Origin of the sequence: Saccharopolyspora pogona, assembly GCF_014697215.1 — a bacterium.
Lineage (GTDB): Bacteria > Actinomycetota > Actinomycetes > Mycobacteriales > Pseudonocardiaceae > Saccharopolyspora > Saccharopolyspora hattusasensis.
Map to the genome: position 1 here is coordinate 6,708,590 of NZ_CP031142.1, position 14,214 is coordinate 6,722,803.

At 67.0% G+C, this 14,214-nt stretch carries 14 protein-coding genes, 1 tRNA gene and 1 pseudogene; 10 read left to right on the forward strand and 6 right to left on the reverse strand.

The features are described from left to right. Positions 1–289 precede the first annotated feature (289 nt). Positions 290–363, reverse strand: a tRNA-Gly gene (locus DL519_RS31260). An 86-nt stretch (positions 364–449) separates the two neighbouring features. Here DL519_RS31260 and dcd point away from each other — a divergent pair. Continuing rightward, positions 450–1,031 (forward strand): dCTP deaminase, encoded by a 582-nt coding sequence (gene dcd, locus DL519_RS31265; RefSeq protein WP_190820123.1) that lies wholly within the window; start codon positions 450–452, stop codon positions 1,029–1,031. A gap of 129 nt (positions 1,032–1,160) precedes the next feature. Here the strand turns inward: dcd and DL519_RS31270 are convergent, their stop codons facing one another. After that, positions 1,161–1,724, reverse strand: coding sequence for an isochorismatase family protein (locus tag DL519_RS31270; protein WP_223839784.1), 564 nt, complete (start codon positions 1,722–1,724; stop codon positions 1,161–1,163). 218 nt (positions 1,725–1,942) lie between these two features. On the opposite strand from DL519_RS31270, the pseudogene DL519_RS31275 reads away from it, so the two are divergent. Both DL519_RS31275 and DL519_RS31280 read left to right on the forward strand, forming a co-directional pair. Further along, a pseudogene (locus tag DL519_RS31275) lies at positions 1,943–2,188 on the forward strand (MFS transporter); the annotation flags it as partial. Between the two features lie 135 nt (positions 2,189–2,323). Next, positions 2,324–3,472, forward strand: coding sequence for an epoxide hydrolase family protein (locus tag DL519_RS31280; RefSeq protein ID WP_190820125.1), 1,149 nt, complete (start codon positions 2,324–2,326; stop codon positions 3,470–3,472). A gap of 104 nt (positions 3,473–3,576) precedes the next feature. Here the strand turns inward: DL519_RS31280 and DL519_RS31285 are convergent, their stop codons facing one another. Next, the gene (locus tag DL519_RS31285) at positions 3,577–3,786 is read right to left on the reverse strand and encodes a hypothetical protein (protein ID WP_190820127.1); all 210 of its coding nucleotides are present in this window, start codon (positions 3,784–3,786) and stop codon (positions 3,577–3,579) included. 97 nt (positions 3,787–3,883) lie between these two features. Here DL519_RS31285 and DL519_RS31290 point away from each other — a divergent pair, with 97 nt between their 5' ends. Continuing rightward, positions 3,884–4,756, forward strand: coding sequence for a helix-turn-helix domain-containing protein (locus tag DL519_RS31290; protein ID WP_397544994.1), 873 nt, complete (start codon positions 3,884–3,886; stop codon positions 4,754–4,756). A gap of 18 nt (positions 4,757–4,774) precedes the next feature. Further along, the gene (locus DL519_RS31295; RefSeq protein ID WP_190820131.1) at positions 4,775–4,975 is read left to right on the forward strand and encodes a DUF397 domain-containing protein; all 201 of its coding nucleotides are present in this window, start codon (positions 4,775–4,777) and stop codon (positions 4,973–4,975) included. Between the two features lie 105 nt (positions 4,976–5,080). On the opposite strand, the gene DL519_RS31300 is transcribed toward DL519_RS31295, so the two are convergent. Both DL519_RS31300 and DL519_RS31305 read right to left on the reverse strand, forming a co-directional pair. Then, on the reverse strand, positions 5,081–6,043 hold the full coding sequence (locus DL519_RS31300) for a sigma-70 family RNA polymerase sigma factor (protein WP_223839788.1): 963 nt from the start codon (positions 6,041–6,043) through the stop codon (positions 5,081–5,083). Between the two features lie 362 nt (positions 6,044–6,405). Then, positions 6,406–8,628, reverse strand: a complete 2,223-nt coding sequence (locus tag DL519_RS31305; RefSeq protein ID WP_190820133.1) for a (Fe-S)-binding protein — start codon at positions 8,626–8,628, stop codon at positions 6,406–6,408. A 401-nt stretch (positions 8,629–9,029) separates the two neighbouring features. Here DL519_RS31305 and DL519_RS31310 point away from each other — a divergent pair, with 401 nt between their 5' ends. The 4 genes from DL519_RS31310 to DL519_RS31325 all read left to right on the forward strand — a co-directional run bounded on the left by DL519_RS31310 (position 9,030) and on the right by DL519_RS31325 (position 12,130). Then, on the forward strand, positions 9,030–9,482 hold the full coding sequence (locus DL519_RS31310) for a DUF1707 SHOCT-like domain-containing protein (RefSeq protein ID WP_190820135.1): 453 nt from the start codon (positions 9,030–9,032) through the stop codon (positions 9,480–9,482). A 77-nt stretch (positions 9,483–9,559) separates the two neighbouring features. Then, entirely contained in the window at positions 9,560–9,883 is a 324-nt protein-coding gene (locus tag DL519_RS31315; protein WP_190820137.1) for a DMT family transporter, read from the forward strand. Further along, positions 9,880–10,494: a TetR/AcrR family transcriptional regulator gene (locus DL519_RS31320; protein WP_190820139.1), complete on the forward strand. Its 615-nt coding sequence runs from the start codon at positions 9,880–9,882 to the stop codon at positions 10,492–10,494. The genes DL519_RS31315 and DL519_RS31320 overlap by 4 nt, the downstream gene beginning before the upstream one ends. 1,114 nt (positions 10,495–11,608) lie before the next feature. Then, a complete protein-coding gene (locus tag DL519_RS31325; protein ID WP_190820141.1) occupies positions 11,609–12,130 on the forward strand; it encodes an O-acetyl-ADP-ribose deacetylase in 522 nt (173 codons plus the stop codon). Positions 12,131–12,262: 132 nt separating this feature from the next. On the opposite strand, the gene DL519_RS31330 is transcribed toward DL519_RS31325, so the two are convergent. Next, positions 12,263–12,943: a DUF4232 domain-containing protein gene (locus tag DL519_RS31330; RefSeq protein WP_190820143.1), complete on the reverse strand. Its 681-nt coding sequence runs from the start codon at positions 12,941–12,943 to the stop codon at positions 12,263–12,265. Between the two features lie 264 nt (positions 12,944–13,207). Here DL519_RS31330 and DL519_RS31335 point away from each other — a divergent pair, with 264 nt between their 5' ends. Next, positions 13,208–14,182, forward strand: coding sequence for a DUF4097 family beta strand repeat-containing protein (locus tag DL519_RS31335; protein ID WP_223839790.1), 975 nt, complete (start codon positions 13,208–13,210; stop codon positions 14,180–14,182). Positions 14,183–14,214 lie beyond the last annotated feature (32 nt).

A 14,214-nucleotide genomic window follows, 5' to 3' on the forward strand; every position in this document is an offset into this window, starting at 1 on the left:
GTCCGGACGATCACCGTACCGACGGCGATTCGGCGGGAGCTGATGGAGGACTGGAGAAGTACGTCAAGGCTGCGCCCGAATCGCTGGTGTTCACCGGCCCGAAGGGCCCGGCGCGCGGAAACTTCAACCAAATGATCAAGTGGACTGAAACCGTGACAAAGTTCGGCGTGCCTGGTCTACGCATGGCTCCCGCGAGCTAACCACGCGGACAGCACGAAGCGGGTCTGAAACGTCAGAAGGGGTGCTCCCGAAGATCGGGAGCACCCCTTCTGACGTGCTAAAACTCTGTTGGAGCGGATGACGGGAATCGAACCCGCGTATTCAGCTTGGGAAGCTGATGTTCTACCATTGAACTACATCCGCATACCTCTTCGGCTTGCTTTGAGGCGTTGTCAGCCTAACACGGTGGCGGGCGAAGATCGTAACCAGGCTCCCGATACGCTTGGGGTGTGTTGCTGAGTGACCGGGACCTGCGCAAAGAGCTCGATGACGGTCGGCTCGAACTTGATCCGTTCGACGCCGCCATGATCCAGCCGTCGAGCATCGACGTCCGGCTGGATCGCTTCTTCCGGGTCTTCGACAACACCCGGTACACCCACATCGACCCGTCGAAGCAGCAGGACGAGCTGACGTCGTTGGTGGAGACGCCCGGCGACGATCCGTTCGTGCTGCACCCGGGCGAGTTCGTTCTCGGGTCGACCTTCGAGTCGGTGCGGTTGCCGGACGACCTGGCCGGCCGGCTGGAGGGCAAGTCGTCGCTGGGGCGGCTGGGGTTGCTCACGCACTCCACCGCCGGGTTCATCGACCCCGGGTTCACCGGTCACATCACGCTGGAACTTTCCAATGTGGCCAATCTGCCGATCACCTTGTGGCCGGGGATGAAGATCGGTCAGCTTTGCCTGTTCCGGTTGTCGAGCCCTGCGGACTTCCCGTACGGCTCGAAGGAGGCCGGGTCGCGCTACCAGGGGCAGCGCGGGCCGACGTCGTCGCGGGCCTACCTCAACTTCCGGCGCACCGACACCCGTCGCTGACTCCGGTTCCTTCGAGCATCGCCAGCACCTCGGCGGTGGGGCGAACATCGCCGAATGATCGGTAGATGGTGTGCAGCGTGGCGTTGTGGTCTTCGTCGCGCCCTGCCGCGTTGCCGTCCGCGATCATGATCACGCGGAAGCCCAGGGTGCTCGCGTCGGGGGCCGAGGATTCGCAGCCACGTTCGTGACCGTCCCGGTGATCAGGACCGTGTCGATTCCGCGGCGCGTCAACAGTTCCGGCAGTGCGCACCGGCCGGGGAAGAAAGCGCTGGGCGCGGACTTCTCGACCAGCACATCGTCGTCGTGGATCGTGAACTCCCGCCAGACGCGTTCCGCCAGCGCTCCCGTGCCGCCCGCGGTGCGGAACGCCTCTTCCGCATCCGGGCCGTAGAATTCCTCTGCTGCCGACGTCCGTTCGGTGACCGCCGGTAGGACCCATGCCACCGTGCCACCGGCCGCGCGGAGGACCTGGGCCAGGCGGTCGATGTTGGGCACGATGCCACGGCAGTAGGGGTTGCCGGTCACGAAGAACGGCACCATGTCGATGATCACCAGCGCGGTCCTGGTCGGGGCGAAGCTGGGGAACGCGAAACGCCGGCCACGGCGCGCCTCGTGCCGGGCGTATTCGCGATCCTCGATCCGCCACGCGTGCAGCTTCGCGGCCGAATCCTGCGGCGCTCCGATTCCCGGCATGATCGCCAGTCTCCCGCCTCGCCGATTTCGGCCAGATCGCGCGCCCCAGGGGCAGCGCCGGCGGCGGGTGTTTCCTGACACGACGACTACTTTCGGTAGTGTCGCGGCCACCCCCAGGCGGCATTTCCCCAGGTCGTGCCGGTTTTGTGATCTCACGCCCCGCTCTCACATCGCGGTGAGCTAGTCCACCCTGAATCGAGTAAGCAAGCTCGTGGGGCGTCGTGATGTGGGTGCTGCTGGGAGAGATGTTCCCGGCGCGCATCCGGGCCGCCGCGCTGGCGGTCGGGACCGCGACGAACTGGATCGCGAACTGGCTGGTGACGGTGAGCTTCCCGAGCCTGCGGGACTGGAACCTGCCCGTCACCTACTTCATTTACGCCGCGTTCGCGTTGATCTCGGTGGTGTTCGTGGTGAAGTACCTGAAGGAGACCAAAGGCCGATCCCTGGCGGAAATGGTCCGATGACCTGGTCCGATGACCTGGTCCGATGACCGAGGGCGTCCCAGCTTGGGGGGCGCCCCTCGAATTTTTTTCCCGCTTCGGGAACAACGCGGGCGCCTTGCGCGTATTACGTACCGTACAACGTACGAAGGAGTGTGCATGGCCTCTCGTGACATCACCCCGTTCCGCCTCGACATCCCGGAGCACGACCTGGACGACCTCCGGGAACGGCTGGCCCGGGCCCGCTGGACCGACGAGGTGCCGGGGCTGGGCTGGAGCTACGGCCCGCCGCTGGGCTACCTGCGGGAGCTGGCGGAGTACTGGCGCAGCGGCTACGACTGGCGGGCGCAGGAGGCACGACTGAACGAATTCCCGCAGTACACCACCGAAATCGACGGCGAGAACATCCACTTCCTGCACGTCCGCTCGCCCCGGCCGGACGCCCTGCCGCTGGTCCTCACGCACGGCTGGCCGAGTTCCATCGCCGAGTACCTGGACGTCATCGGGCCGCTCAACGAGTCGTTCCACCTGGTCATCCCGTCGCTGCCGGGCTACGGCCTGTCCGGGCCGACCCGCGCCACCGGTTGGGGCGCCAACCGGGTCGCCCGGGCCTGGGCGGAACTGATGAACCGGCTCGGCTACGAGCGCTATGGGGCGCAGGGCGGCGACTGGGGCACGTGGATCTCCCGCGAGCTCGCGATTCTCGCGCCGGACAAAGTGATCGGCGTGCACACCAACGGGATGATCACCTTCCCGGGCGGTGACCCGGACGAGATGGCCGGGCTCAGCGACGTCGACCACGCTCGGATGGGCGCGTGGCAGCGCTACACCGACGAGCTGTACGGGTACAAGCTGATCCAGTCCACGAAGCCGCAGGCGTTGGCGTATCCGCTGGCGGACTCGCCGATCGGGCTGCTCGGCTGGATCGTCGGAGTGCTCAAGGAGTGGACCGACTGCGAGGACACGCCGGAAGACGCGATCGACCGCGACCGGATCCTGACCACGGTGATGCTGTACTGGCTCACCACCACTGCGGGTTCGGCGGCCCGGTCCTTTGTGGAGACTCCGGACAATTCATCCAAGGCGGAGGAGGAAGGCGTCATCGCGGAGCTGCAGAACGGAACCGTCCCGCACGGTGTCGCGGTGTTCCCCAAGGACATCCTCGCGCCGGTCCGCCCGTTCGCGGAGCGCATCAACAACATCGTGCGCTGGACGGAGTACGACCGTGGCGGAACCTTCCCGGCGATGGAGGAACCCGACCTGTTCGCCAATGACGTCACGGCGTTCTTCGCTTCGCTGCGTAGGTGACAGGTTCGGCCCGCTTGGGTGCGTGTTTCAGTGGGGTGAAGCGAACGGCCTGTTGACTTCGTCTAGCGACGCGAACGGGCCGTTCGCTCCATCCCCGACCGGCGTCACGGCCAGATGAGGGTGAGGTCGAAGAGGGTGCCGAAGCGGGATTCGGCGCTGGCCGCGTCGTTGAAGACCGCGAACTGGTTCCGGTGGTCCTCGGGCCAGTACATGATCGCGCGGTCCGGGAGCTGCATACCCCAGATGCGGACACGCGTCGGGTCGGGTTTGCCGGTGTCGGTCTTCTCGGCCAGGCCGAAGATTTTCGGTGTCATGGCTGCACCTCCCGGTTGATTGGGCGTGTCACCAGCGTCCACACGGGAATCCGGGATCGGGATTACCGGATGCGGGAATCCCGATCCCGGATTCCCGGTGGGATCATGGATCGATCAGTATCCGGTCGGGGAGGTCCCGTTGGCACGCTCGAGCCCCACTTTCCGCCGTCGCCGACTCGCGCGCCGAGTTCGCCAGCTGCGCGAAGAAGCCGGTATGACGCAGGAGAAGGCCGCAGCAGGCCTGGACATGTCCACGAGCGCCTTGAGTCGCAAGGAAACCGGCGAGGTAGCGACATCGGTGCACGAGATCCGCTCGATGATGGACCTCTACGACGCCTACGATCCGGACCTGCTCGACCTCGCCAGAGCAGCGCGGGAGAAGCCTTGGTGGCATGCCTACGGGATCAGGGATCGTGGCTACCCAGACCTTGAAACCGAAGCTTGCCAGGTCCGCGAGTTCACTCTCACGTACATACCTGGGTTGTTCCAGACGGAGTACTACATGCGCACCCTGTTCGAGACCGGCAATCCGGGATGTGCTGCGTCCTTCATCGAAAACGCTATTGCGCTGCGGTCGGCGAGGCGTGAGCTGATCACACGCCAGGATCCACTGGATTACTCGGTGGTGATCGACGAGGTGGTCTTGCGCAGACCAGTCGGCGGGGCGGTCGCCATGCGGACTCAGCTGCTTGAGCTCAGGCAGTACGCCGAACTTCCCAATGTCAGCATCCGAGTCCTACCGATCTCCGCCGGAGCGCATGGTGGAATGGAAAGTGCATTCTGCCTACTCAGCTATGCAGAACCGGGCGAACCGGATGTCGTCTACGTTGAGCACGTGGCAGGCTCGATCTTCTCCAGCAAAGCGCACGATGTGCGGAGAGCCGGAGTCGTCTTCGCAGAGCTGCTTGATATGGCGTTGGAGTCGGGCCCGTCCATCGACCTTGTCGAGAGGATTGCCCGCGAGCTCTGAATAGGAGGGTTGTCCAGCATGAACAAGGCAAATTCTGGTCCGGTGGCCTGGCGCAAGAGCAGTCGCAGTGTGGGCAGTGGGCAGGGCGGCAACTGCGTCGAGGTGGCGTTCGCCGGCCCTGCTGTTGCGGTGCGGGACTCGAAGGATCCGGGTGGTCCGGTGCTGGCCTTCCCGGCCTCGTCCTGGGCGGCGTTCCTTGCCCGGGTTGCGGGGCGCTGAGGTCGTGAGTGCGACAACCGGCTCTTACCGGCATTCGCACTCACGACCATAAGCACGCCTTACCCAGCAGATCGACTTCATGCAGCATGCCTCTGACCTCCGGGATCAACGCATCTCCACCGGCATGCCCCCGAAATGAGCGTCCATTGTGGATGCGATTTGCGGCTGGGTGAGCCTACCGTTGGGCGGCACGGGGTTGGACAGTGCGAAGGCCATCGCGATGGCCAGGACCAGGGCGCTGAGCAGGAGGAGCAGCCAGGGCGGGAGGCTCTGCGGCTTTCCGCGGTACGGTCGCCGGCCGAGGGCGGGGGCGTCGGTCGGCTGGTCCAGCGCCAGTGGCCCGATGATCGCTCGGATGCCGCTGTTGACCTCGGCGACCTCGTCGGCCAGCGACCGGCACCGATCGCAGCCGTTCAGGTGGGTTTCCACGATGATCACGTCGCGCTTCGACAGCGCGTTGCGGGCCCAGCCGCCAAGCCGGTCGATCACCGCCCGGCAGCGCTGGTCGGACACCTCGGCCAAGTGCGCGTTCAGGTACTCCCGGCGCAGACCTTCGCGCGCGCGGTAGGACAGCGCCGACACCGCGTTGGGGCGCAACCCGAGCAGCGGGGCCGCTTCGGCGGGGGTTCGCCCCTCGATCTCGGTGTGCCAGAGCACCTTCTGCCAGTTCGCCGGCAGTCGGGCGAAGGCCGTCGCGGCGAGCGTGCGCTCCGCCGCGTTCACCGAGGAGTCCTCGACGGGAGCCACCGAGTCTTGCACTGCCAAGTTCCGGGCGTCCGCCACCAGCTGGACCTTCCGAGCGGTTCGGGAGCGGTCGTAGGCGAGGTTCCGCAGCGTGGTCAGGAGGTACGCGCGGAACGCCGTGGTGGGCCCGCCGCCGGTGTCCAGGCTGTCGAGGACGTTGGCGAATGCCTCGGACACGAGGTCGTCGGCTTCGGCTTCGGAACGCGAGAGCTGCCATGCCGTTCTGTAGGCCGCGGTGACGTGCCGCTGGTAGAGCTGCCCGTAGGCTCCCTTCTCGCCGGAACGAACCAGTTCGACCAATTCGTAATCGCTGAGCTCGGCCATCGTTCCTCCGCATCCGGTACCGGGTCGATACCGGGACTGACGCACCGCTGGCATATGACGCCGGAATCGGCAACTCACTGTGCGCGACCGGATACCGAGGGTTCGATCTAGTGGGGTGCGAGAGCCCAGGAACCCGCCAACATCGAAAACCCGCTGGACGACGGGATGATCCGCGTGGCGGTGCAAGCCGGCCGGATCCACGGCGACGTTGGTCACACGGGCCAATGTCGCAGAGGCGCCGCGGGAGCGCGGTGAGTAGAAGCGGGCCGAAGCGGAAGTCCGCGTTAGCTCGGGCCTTGGAAAGTCTCGTGACAAGACGATGGGCGCCTCCCACCGGGAGGCGCCCATCGGTGTTTCTGGCGTCAGCTGCCCGCGGGTGCGGCCGTGTCTTCCGCGGACTTCTCGCCTCGCTTGACCGCCGACAGCAGCAGCTGGGCCACGTCGACGACCTCGACCGACTCCGGGGCGACCTTTTCGCTTTGGCGGGCCGTCAGGCCGTCGGAGAGCATGACCTTGCAGAACGGGCAACCGGTCGCGATCTTCGTCGGCGCCGTGCCCAGCGCCTCGTCGACGCGTTCGACGTTGATGCGCTTGCCGATGCGTTCTTCCATCCACATCCGCGCGCCACCCGCGCCACAGCACATCGAGCGGTCCGCGTGCCGCGGCATCTCCCGGAACGTTGCGCCCGAGGCCCCGACCAGGTCCCGCGGCGGGGTGTAGACCTTGTTGTGCCGGCCCAGGTAGCAGGGGTCGTGGTAGGTCACGTCCTCCGCCACCGGGGCGACCGGGACCAGGCGCTTCTCCCGCACCAGCTTGTTCAGCAGCTGGGTGTGGTGCACCACCTCGAAGTCACCACCGAGCTGCGAGTACTCGTTCGCCAGGCTGTTGAAGCAGTGCGCGCACGTCGCGACGATCTTGCGCTTGCCTGGCTCCCGGCCCTCGAAAACGCTGTTGAGGACCTCGACGTTCTGCTGGGCCAGCATCTGGAAGATGAACTCGTTGCCCGCGCGCCGCGCCGGGTCACCGGTGCAGGTCTCCTCCGGTCCCAGCACCGTGTACTTCACGCCCGCCATGTGCAGCAGCTCCGCCACCGCGCGGGTCGTCTTCTTCGCCCGGTCCTCGAACGCGCCTGCACAACCGACCCAGAACAGGTACTCCACGTCGTCGGCGAGTTCGCCGTCGAAGACCGGCACCTCGAAGTCCAGGTTCTCGGTCCACGCCAGGCGGTCCTTGGCGTTCTGGCCCCACGGGTTGCCCTTGTTCTCCAGGTTCTTGAACATCCCGCCCAGTTCGGTCGGGAAGTTCGACTCGATCATCACCTGGTACCGGCGCATGTCCACGATGTGGTCGACGTGCTCGATGTCCACCGGGCACTGCTCCACGCACGCACCGCACGACGTGCACGACCACAGCACGTCCGGGTCTATGACACCCATTTCCTCGGGCCCGCCGATCAGCGGCTTCTCCGCCTCCGCCAACGCCAGCACGTCGACCTTCGCCAACCGCGCTTCGGCGTCGTCACCGGTGATGCCGACCTCGTCACCGGCCATGTCCTTGCGGCCGCCCGCCAACAAGTACGGGGCCTTGGCGTAGGCGTGATCGCGCAGCGACGTGATGAGCAGCTTCGGCGACAACGGCTTGCCGGTGTTCCACGCCGGGCACTGCGACTGGCACCGACCGCACTCCGTGCACGTGGTGAAGTCCAGCCAGCCCTTCCACGAGAAGTCCTCGATCTTGCCCGCACCGAACACATCCGTGTCCGGATCCGCCTCCTCGAAGTCCAGCGGTTTGCCCGCCGACATCATCGGCTTCACCGCGCCCAGCGCCACATCCCCATCGGCCTCGCGCTTGAAGTAGATGTTGAAGAACGCGCTGAACCGGTGCCACGCGATGCCCATCGTCATGGTCCTGGAGATCACGATCAGCCAGACCGTGGCGCTCATCAGCTTGACGAAGGCGAAGAACGACACCAGGTTCGGGCTGGCCGGCAGCAGGGATCCGATGGGGCCGGAGATGAACTCGGCCCACAGCGGCATCTCGTGCACGCCCAGCGCGGACTTCGCGGCGCGGACGCCGAGGATGCCCACGCCCTCGATGAGGACGACCGCCTCGATGAAGTAGGCCCAGGCGAAGTTGGACCCCTGGAAGCGCGAGACGCGGCCGGCGCGGCGCGGGTGGTTGCGCTGGCGGATCGCGATCAGGACCAGGATGCCGACGACCGTGCCGACGCCGAGAACCTCCATCAGGAGGTGGAAGATCGCCAGGTCGTCCAGGATCGGCCAACCCCAGGTCGGCACGAAGACCTCGCCGTAGGCCTCGAACAGCGCCAGGGAGCCGATCAGGAAGCCCCACATGACCAGCCAGTGCCAGATGCCGACGTTGCGGAACTTGTTCATCCGCGTGTGCGCGGCGAATTCCTTGACCACGGTGGCCAGGCGGGCCAGGACGGGGCCGTTGCGGGTACCGTCCTGCTGCCCGAGGCGGATGATGCGCACGAACTTGGCGATCGTCGCGGCGAACATGCCCCAAGCGACGATGCCGAGCACGACAGCGATCCCGCCGAGCGTGATCTGTACAGCGCCCATGGTTCGGGTGCCTTTCCTCCGGGTGCGGTGGTGGTGCAAGCAGCGTACGCCGTGTTACTCATCGGTAACTATGTGGGCGTCGCTGTTGTTGGGAACAGTCGGTGATTCTGCGAGACTGCTGGGCGAAAAACTAGTTGTGCAGTCGTACAAGTTTTTCCGCTATCCTGGGCTCCGCGGGCGGTCCGCCTGCCGCCGGGGGACGTGGCGATGTTGCTGGGGTTTCGAGAGTTGTTCCTGTTAGACGCGTGCGACGCGACGGCGGGATTCTGCCGAGCACCGGACGTTTCCGGCGTCGATCACGGCAAAATCGGGATCGATCGTGCGATTTTCGCCACGTATTCGTTCGAGCGAACGGTCTGTTCAGTTATGTCATCAGGTGGGCGCGGATCAGGGGGTTTGGCATGACCGAATCGGGCAGCGGATCGATGCGCGCGTCGGACGCGGACCGGGAGGCGATCGCGCAGCGGCTGCGCACGGCTCTGGACGAGGGCCGGCTCTCCATCGTCGAGTTCGACGAGCGCCTGCAGCGCGCTTACACGTCAACGACGTTGGGCGAGCTGCAGCCGTTGGTCGCCGATCTGCCGGAGCCGGTGCCCGCGAAGCCGTCCGCGGAGGTCGTCAAGCAGGAGCGGCACAAGAAGAAGATGGTCAAGGAGTGGCGGGACTGGGCGAGCGTCACCTTCATCCTGGTCGCGATCTGGGCGGTGACCTCCGTCGCCTCCGGTGAGCCGCACTTCTTCTGGCCGATGATCCCGATGGGCATCTGGGCGGCGGTCAACGTGGCCTCGATGATCTCCGGCGGTGGCGGCGACAAGAAGGACAAGAAGGACAAGAAGTCCCACTTCGACCACTAGGAACCCGCGTACCCGCGCCGTCGGCCACCCGTACCCTCAACAAGTAGGGCAGTCGTTCAAGTTTCTGGGGAGGAAGTGTGGCCTACCTGCTGCTGGCGGTGGCGATCCTGAGCGAGGTGCTCGGCACGGTGTCGCTGAAGCTGTCCGACGGGTTCAGCAAGACCGTCCCATCGATCCTGGTCTTGGTCGGCTACGTGGTGGCCTTCAGCGCGCTCAGCGCCGTGCTCAAGCTCGGCCTGCCGGTCGGCGTCGCCTACGCGATCTGGGCCGGAGCAGGGGTCGCGCTGGTGGCGATCATCGGTGCGGTGTTCCTCGGAGAGGGGATCACCGTGGTGCAGATCGGCGGCATCGTGCTCATCATCGGCGGTGTCGTCGCGCTCGAACTGGGCGGCGCGCATTGACGGCGGCACGGCGAAACTCCGACGAGGCGGAGACCGACGGCCGCCGCGCGAAGGGCGAACGCCGCCGCCGCGCGATCATCGACGCGACGCTTCGGGTGGTCGCCCGCGACGGCGTGGGCGCGGTGAGCCACCGCAACATCGCCCGCGAGGCCGAGGTGCCGCCGGCGTCGATCGCCTACTACTTCGCGGGCATCGACGACCTGCTGGTGGCCACGCTGCTGGAGAGCTGCGAAACCCTGATCGTCGAGATCGACCGGCTGCGCGGGCAGGTCCGGGAGAACTCCGACTGGCCGCGGCTGATCGCCGAGGCGCTGGCGTCGATGGTGCGCGACCAGCGCGAACGCACCGTGGGCGAGTACGAGCTCTACCTGCTCGCCGCCCGCCGCCCAGCACTGCGGCCGGCCGCCCGCCGCTGGATCGAGGTCGCCACCGGCTTCATCAACGATGGCGCGGGCGGCGACGAGCCGGTGATGCGCGCGCTGTTCGCCGCCATCGACGGGCTGCTCATGCAGGCGCTCATTGCCGACGAGCCGCCCACCGCCGACGACCTCGAACCGACGCTGCGCTTCCTCATGCAACCCGTGGACTACCTGCGGAATTCGACCGGCTGATCAGTTGCGGTTCGTGTTGTCCGGCCCCGGCCGGACCACGCCCACCGTGTCGTAGGGGTTCCGGTAGTAATGGCCGAGGAAAGGACGAATATGCAGGTCACGGGCTACGTCAGGCAGTCTTGGCCGGCACCCCTGAACCGCGAAAATGAATCACCGGCGGCCCGCCGTGCCGATCGTTTCGCTCGTTGATCCCTGACAGCGGGCCCTCGGCGAGAGGAGAGGCTACTCCGTGCCGGTGACGCTCTTCATCGCACCGATCTTGGTACCGTTCACGAAACGTGTCAAAACGTTCCGTGAGCAGATGACTTGCGCCACCTGCGTTGACCATCAGGAAGACTGGTGGCCTTCACGCTTCCTCGACCACTGCCAGCACGAACGCTGGTCTGACACGGTCTCCACGTGCGTTTGGCCGCGCCGTGGGCACGGGCGGTTGGAGGTCGCGCCGGATCACCACGGTGGTCGACACGCTGCACTTCGCGCCGTCGGAAAGCAACCGCCTGGTCCAGGCCGCCGACCTGATCGCGTTCTTGTGGCACGTCGGGCCACGAAGCCGCCAGAGACGACCGACCCGCGGGAGCTGCAGGCCAACACACGGCTGTGGGAGCACATCGAGGACCGGGTGCACAACGTGCACGTCTGGCGCCCCTGACCCGACCCCGGATGCACGAAGACCCCGCACTCGGCGGGGTCTAAGGCGGGTTAGCAGACCCGGAGGCCTACCAGGACCCATGCTAATAGAGGGCAGCCCCGGAAAGCGGGTGAACACCCTCGGTAGGAGGGCGTAATGGGTCCGGCTCGTATCTGCCATCGATCGGCGGGGTCGGCTCTCCTTGTTCCACAGGATCAGCGTTGGTTGACGACGTCCACGCTGGCTGTCTTGGTGCGTGGCGCGGTGTGGGTGTCCTCGTGCAGGCTGACGACTGTCGGCCAAGGGCCAGGTGAAAGAGCTGCGAAAGCTCTATCCCAAGTATTCGCCTAGGCTGGGGAGACGGCCATTACTACCGGAACCCCTCGTAGTCCGCATCCGAGGCGTGCGGAGCCGCAGGTTCGAGCCGAACGTTGTGATTCGCGTCATAATCAGCGGGGTTGGGCGTGCTGGCGCACACTCCCCCGCATGCGGGTCACGCTGATCCAGGGCGACATCACCGAGCAGGAAGTCGACGCCGTCGTGAACGCGGCGAACTCCTCGCTGCTGGGCGGTGGTGGCGTGGACGGCGCGATCCACCGCAGCGGCGGGCCGGCGATCCTCCAGGAATGCCGGCTGATCCGGTCCTGCGAGCTGCCGGAGGGGCTGCCGACCGGGCAGGCGGTGGCGACCACCGCCGGCGAGCTCCCGGCGCGCTGGGTGATCCACGCCGTCGGACCCACCTACGCCGCCTCCCAGGACCGGTCCGGGCTGCTGGCCTCCTGCTTCCAGGAGTCCCTGCGGGTCGCCGACGAACTCGGCGCGAAAGTGGTCGCCTTCCCCGCGATCTCCACCGGCGTCTACCGGTATCCGCTCGACGACGCGGCGCGGATCGCGATGCGCACGGTGCGCGAAACCCCGACCGATGTCGACGAGGTGCGCTTCGTGCTCTTCGACGCGAAGTCCCTGGCCGCATTCGAAGCCGCCTACGACGAGGTCTTCGGAGCGTGAAACTCCCGGCTGCGGCGGGAAACCCGAGGGGTCCGAAGTGGATGGACGTTCGCGCAGGTGAATGCCCGTGAGCGTTTTTTGTCGCTATAGCCACCAAAAGTGCTCACGGGCATTGATCAGGCAGCCCGGGGATCAGCCGATGACGGTGTTGTTGACGCCCGCCTGGACCACGCCGACCTTGGCGAAATTGGACTCCGAGCCGAACGTCGTGCAGGACTTCACGTTGGGTAGCGGCAGGAACATGGCTTCCGTGCTGTTCGGCGGGTACACCCGCAGGCCATCGGCGGCTTCCGCGCCGCAGTCCTCCGGGTTGACCTGCGCACCCGGGCTGAACAGGAAGGGCGCGGACGCGGTCTCGCCCGGCGCCAGGCTGATCACCGGGCGGTTGTTGATCACGCGCTCGGCGGGCTCGCCGATCTGGCGGCCGCCGGTGCCGACGTAGGAAACCCCGGGAGCCGAGGACAGCGTGCAGGCGGCCGAACCGGTGTTGGTGAACTGGATCGGAGCGTAGATGTGCCCTGCGGCGCCGTCGGATTCGCCCAGCGTCAGCTTCAGGGTGTTGACCTTGCACTCCCCGACGCGGCTGGTGCCGGCGGACCCGCTGGTGGCGGCGGACTCGCTGCCGTTGGTCGATTCGCCGTTGCCGCTGCTGTTCGAGCCCGGGGTGGAGTTCGCCTCGATCGCGGTGCTGGAGCCCGGCTGCGCACCGGAAGTCGCCGCCGACTGCTGCGGGCTGCACGCCGTCGTCGCGGCGAGGACGGCGACCCCCGCGACGAACATGCCGACTCGAATCCCACGAGAATTCTTGAACATTGGTGCATCTCCTAGCTCTGTTCGCTGAGCCCGATCAGGAGACGCACCGGCGAGAGCGGGGTTGCGTCGGGTGCGCTGGGCCACCAGCGGCGGTTTTCCCGGGGCGTGGCGGAAATGTCGCCAGATGGCCGAAGGCGAAGGTTTCGGTGGCTGCGCCGAAGGTCGGTTTCGGGGGAAATCCCGGGGTGTTTCCGGGGTGTCCCTGAGGTGCGGGCCGGACGCGGTGCGTAACTTCGTCCGCGCGGAAGTCGGCAAGCTGGGGGGATGACGATGGCTCGGGTTGGGCTCGCGGTGGGCGGGGCGGCGCTGGTGCTGATCGGGGGAGCAGCGCTGTTCGGGTGGCCCTCGTCATCCGCGCAGGAGCGCTCCACCGGACTGGACGGGATCGACCGCGTCGAACTCGCCGGCGGCGCCGGCAACGTCGAGGTGCGCCACGCTCCGGGCGCCCGCGCCGAGATCGTGCAGCGGGTCCACCGCTGGGAGAGCGCCTTCTTGGGCGGTGGCGGTGGCGGTGGCGACGCCACCGAGATCAAGCACCGCGTCGAGGGCGGCGCGCTGGTGCTGCCCACCGGCTGCGGCTGGAACTGCTCCGTCGACTACCAGGTCACGCTGCCGGTCTCGGTGCCCGTTCACGGCAACCTCGACTCCGGCGACCTGGACGTGGTGGGCATGCAGTCGGTGCAGGCCGAGACGGGTTCCGGCGAGGTGCTGCTGAGCGAGATCGGTGGCCCGGTCGACGTCCGTACGGGCTCCGGCGGCGTGTCGGTGACCCAGGTCCGTGGTCCGGTCGACGCGGAAACCGGCTCCGGGGAGATCACGCTGGCCGAGATCGGCGGCGAAGTCAGGGCGCACACCGGGTCCGGAGGTGTGTCGGTGAGCGACGTCGACGGTCCGGTCGATGCGGACACGGGTTCCGGGGAGATCACGCTGCACGAGATCGGCGGCCGGGTGGGGGTCGAGACCGGCAGCGGCGGGATCAGCGGGCGCGGCCTGCGCGGCGCGGGCGTCGTCGCGAAGGCCGAGTCCGGCGACGTCGAGCTGGAACTGGTCAGCCCGCAGACCGTCGAGGTGTCCACCGGGAGCGGCGGCATCGAATTGACCGTGCCCGGCGACCGCTACCGCGTCGATACGGACAGCGGCTCCGGCGGCGTCGACGTGGACGTGGCGCAGGACCCGGCCGCCGTGAAGCGGCTGACGCTGTCCAGCGGCAGCGGCGAGATCCGCGTCAAGCAGGCCTGACCCGCTCCGAAGCCGACATGTCGACAAGCCGA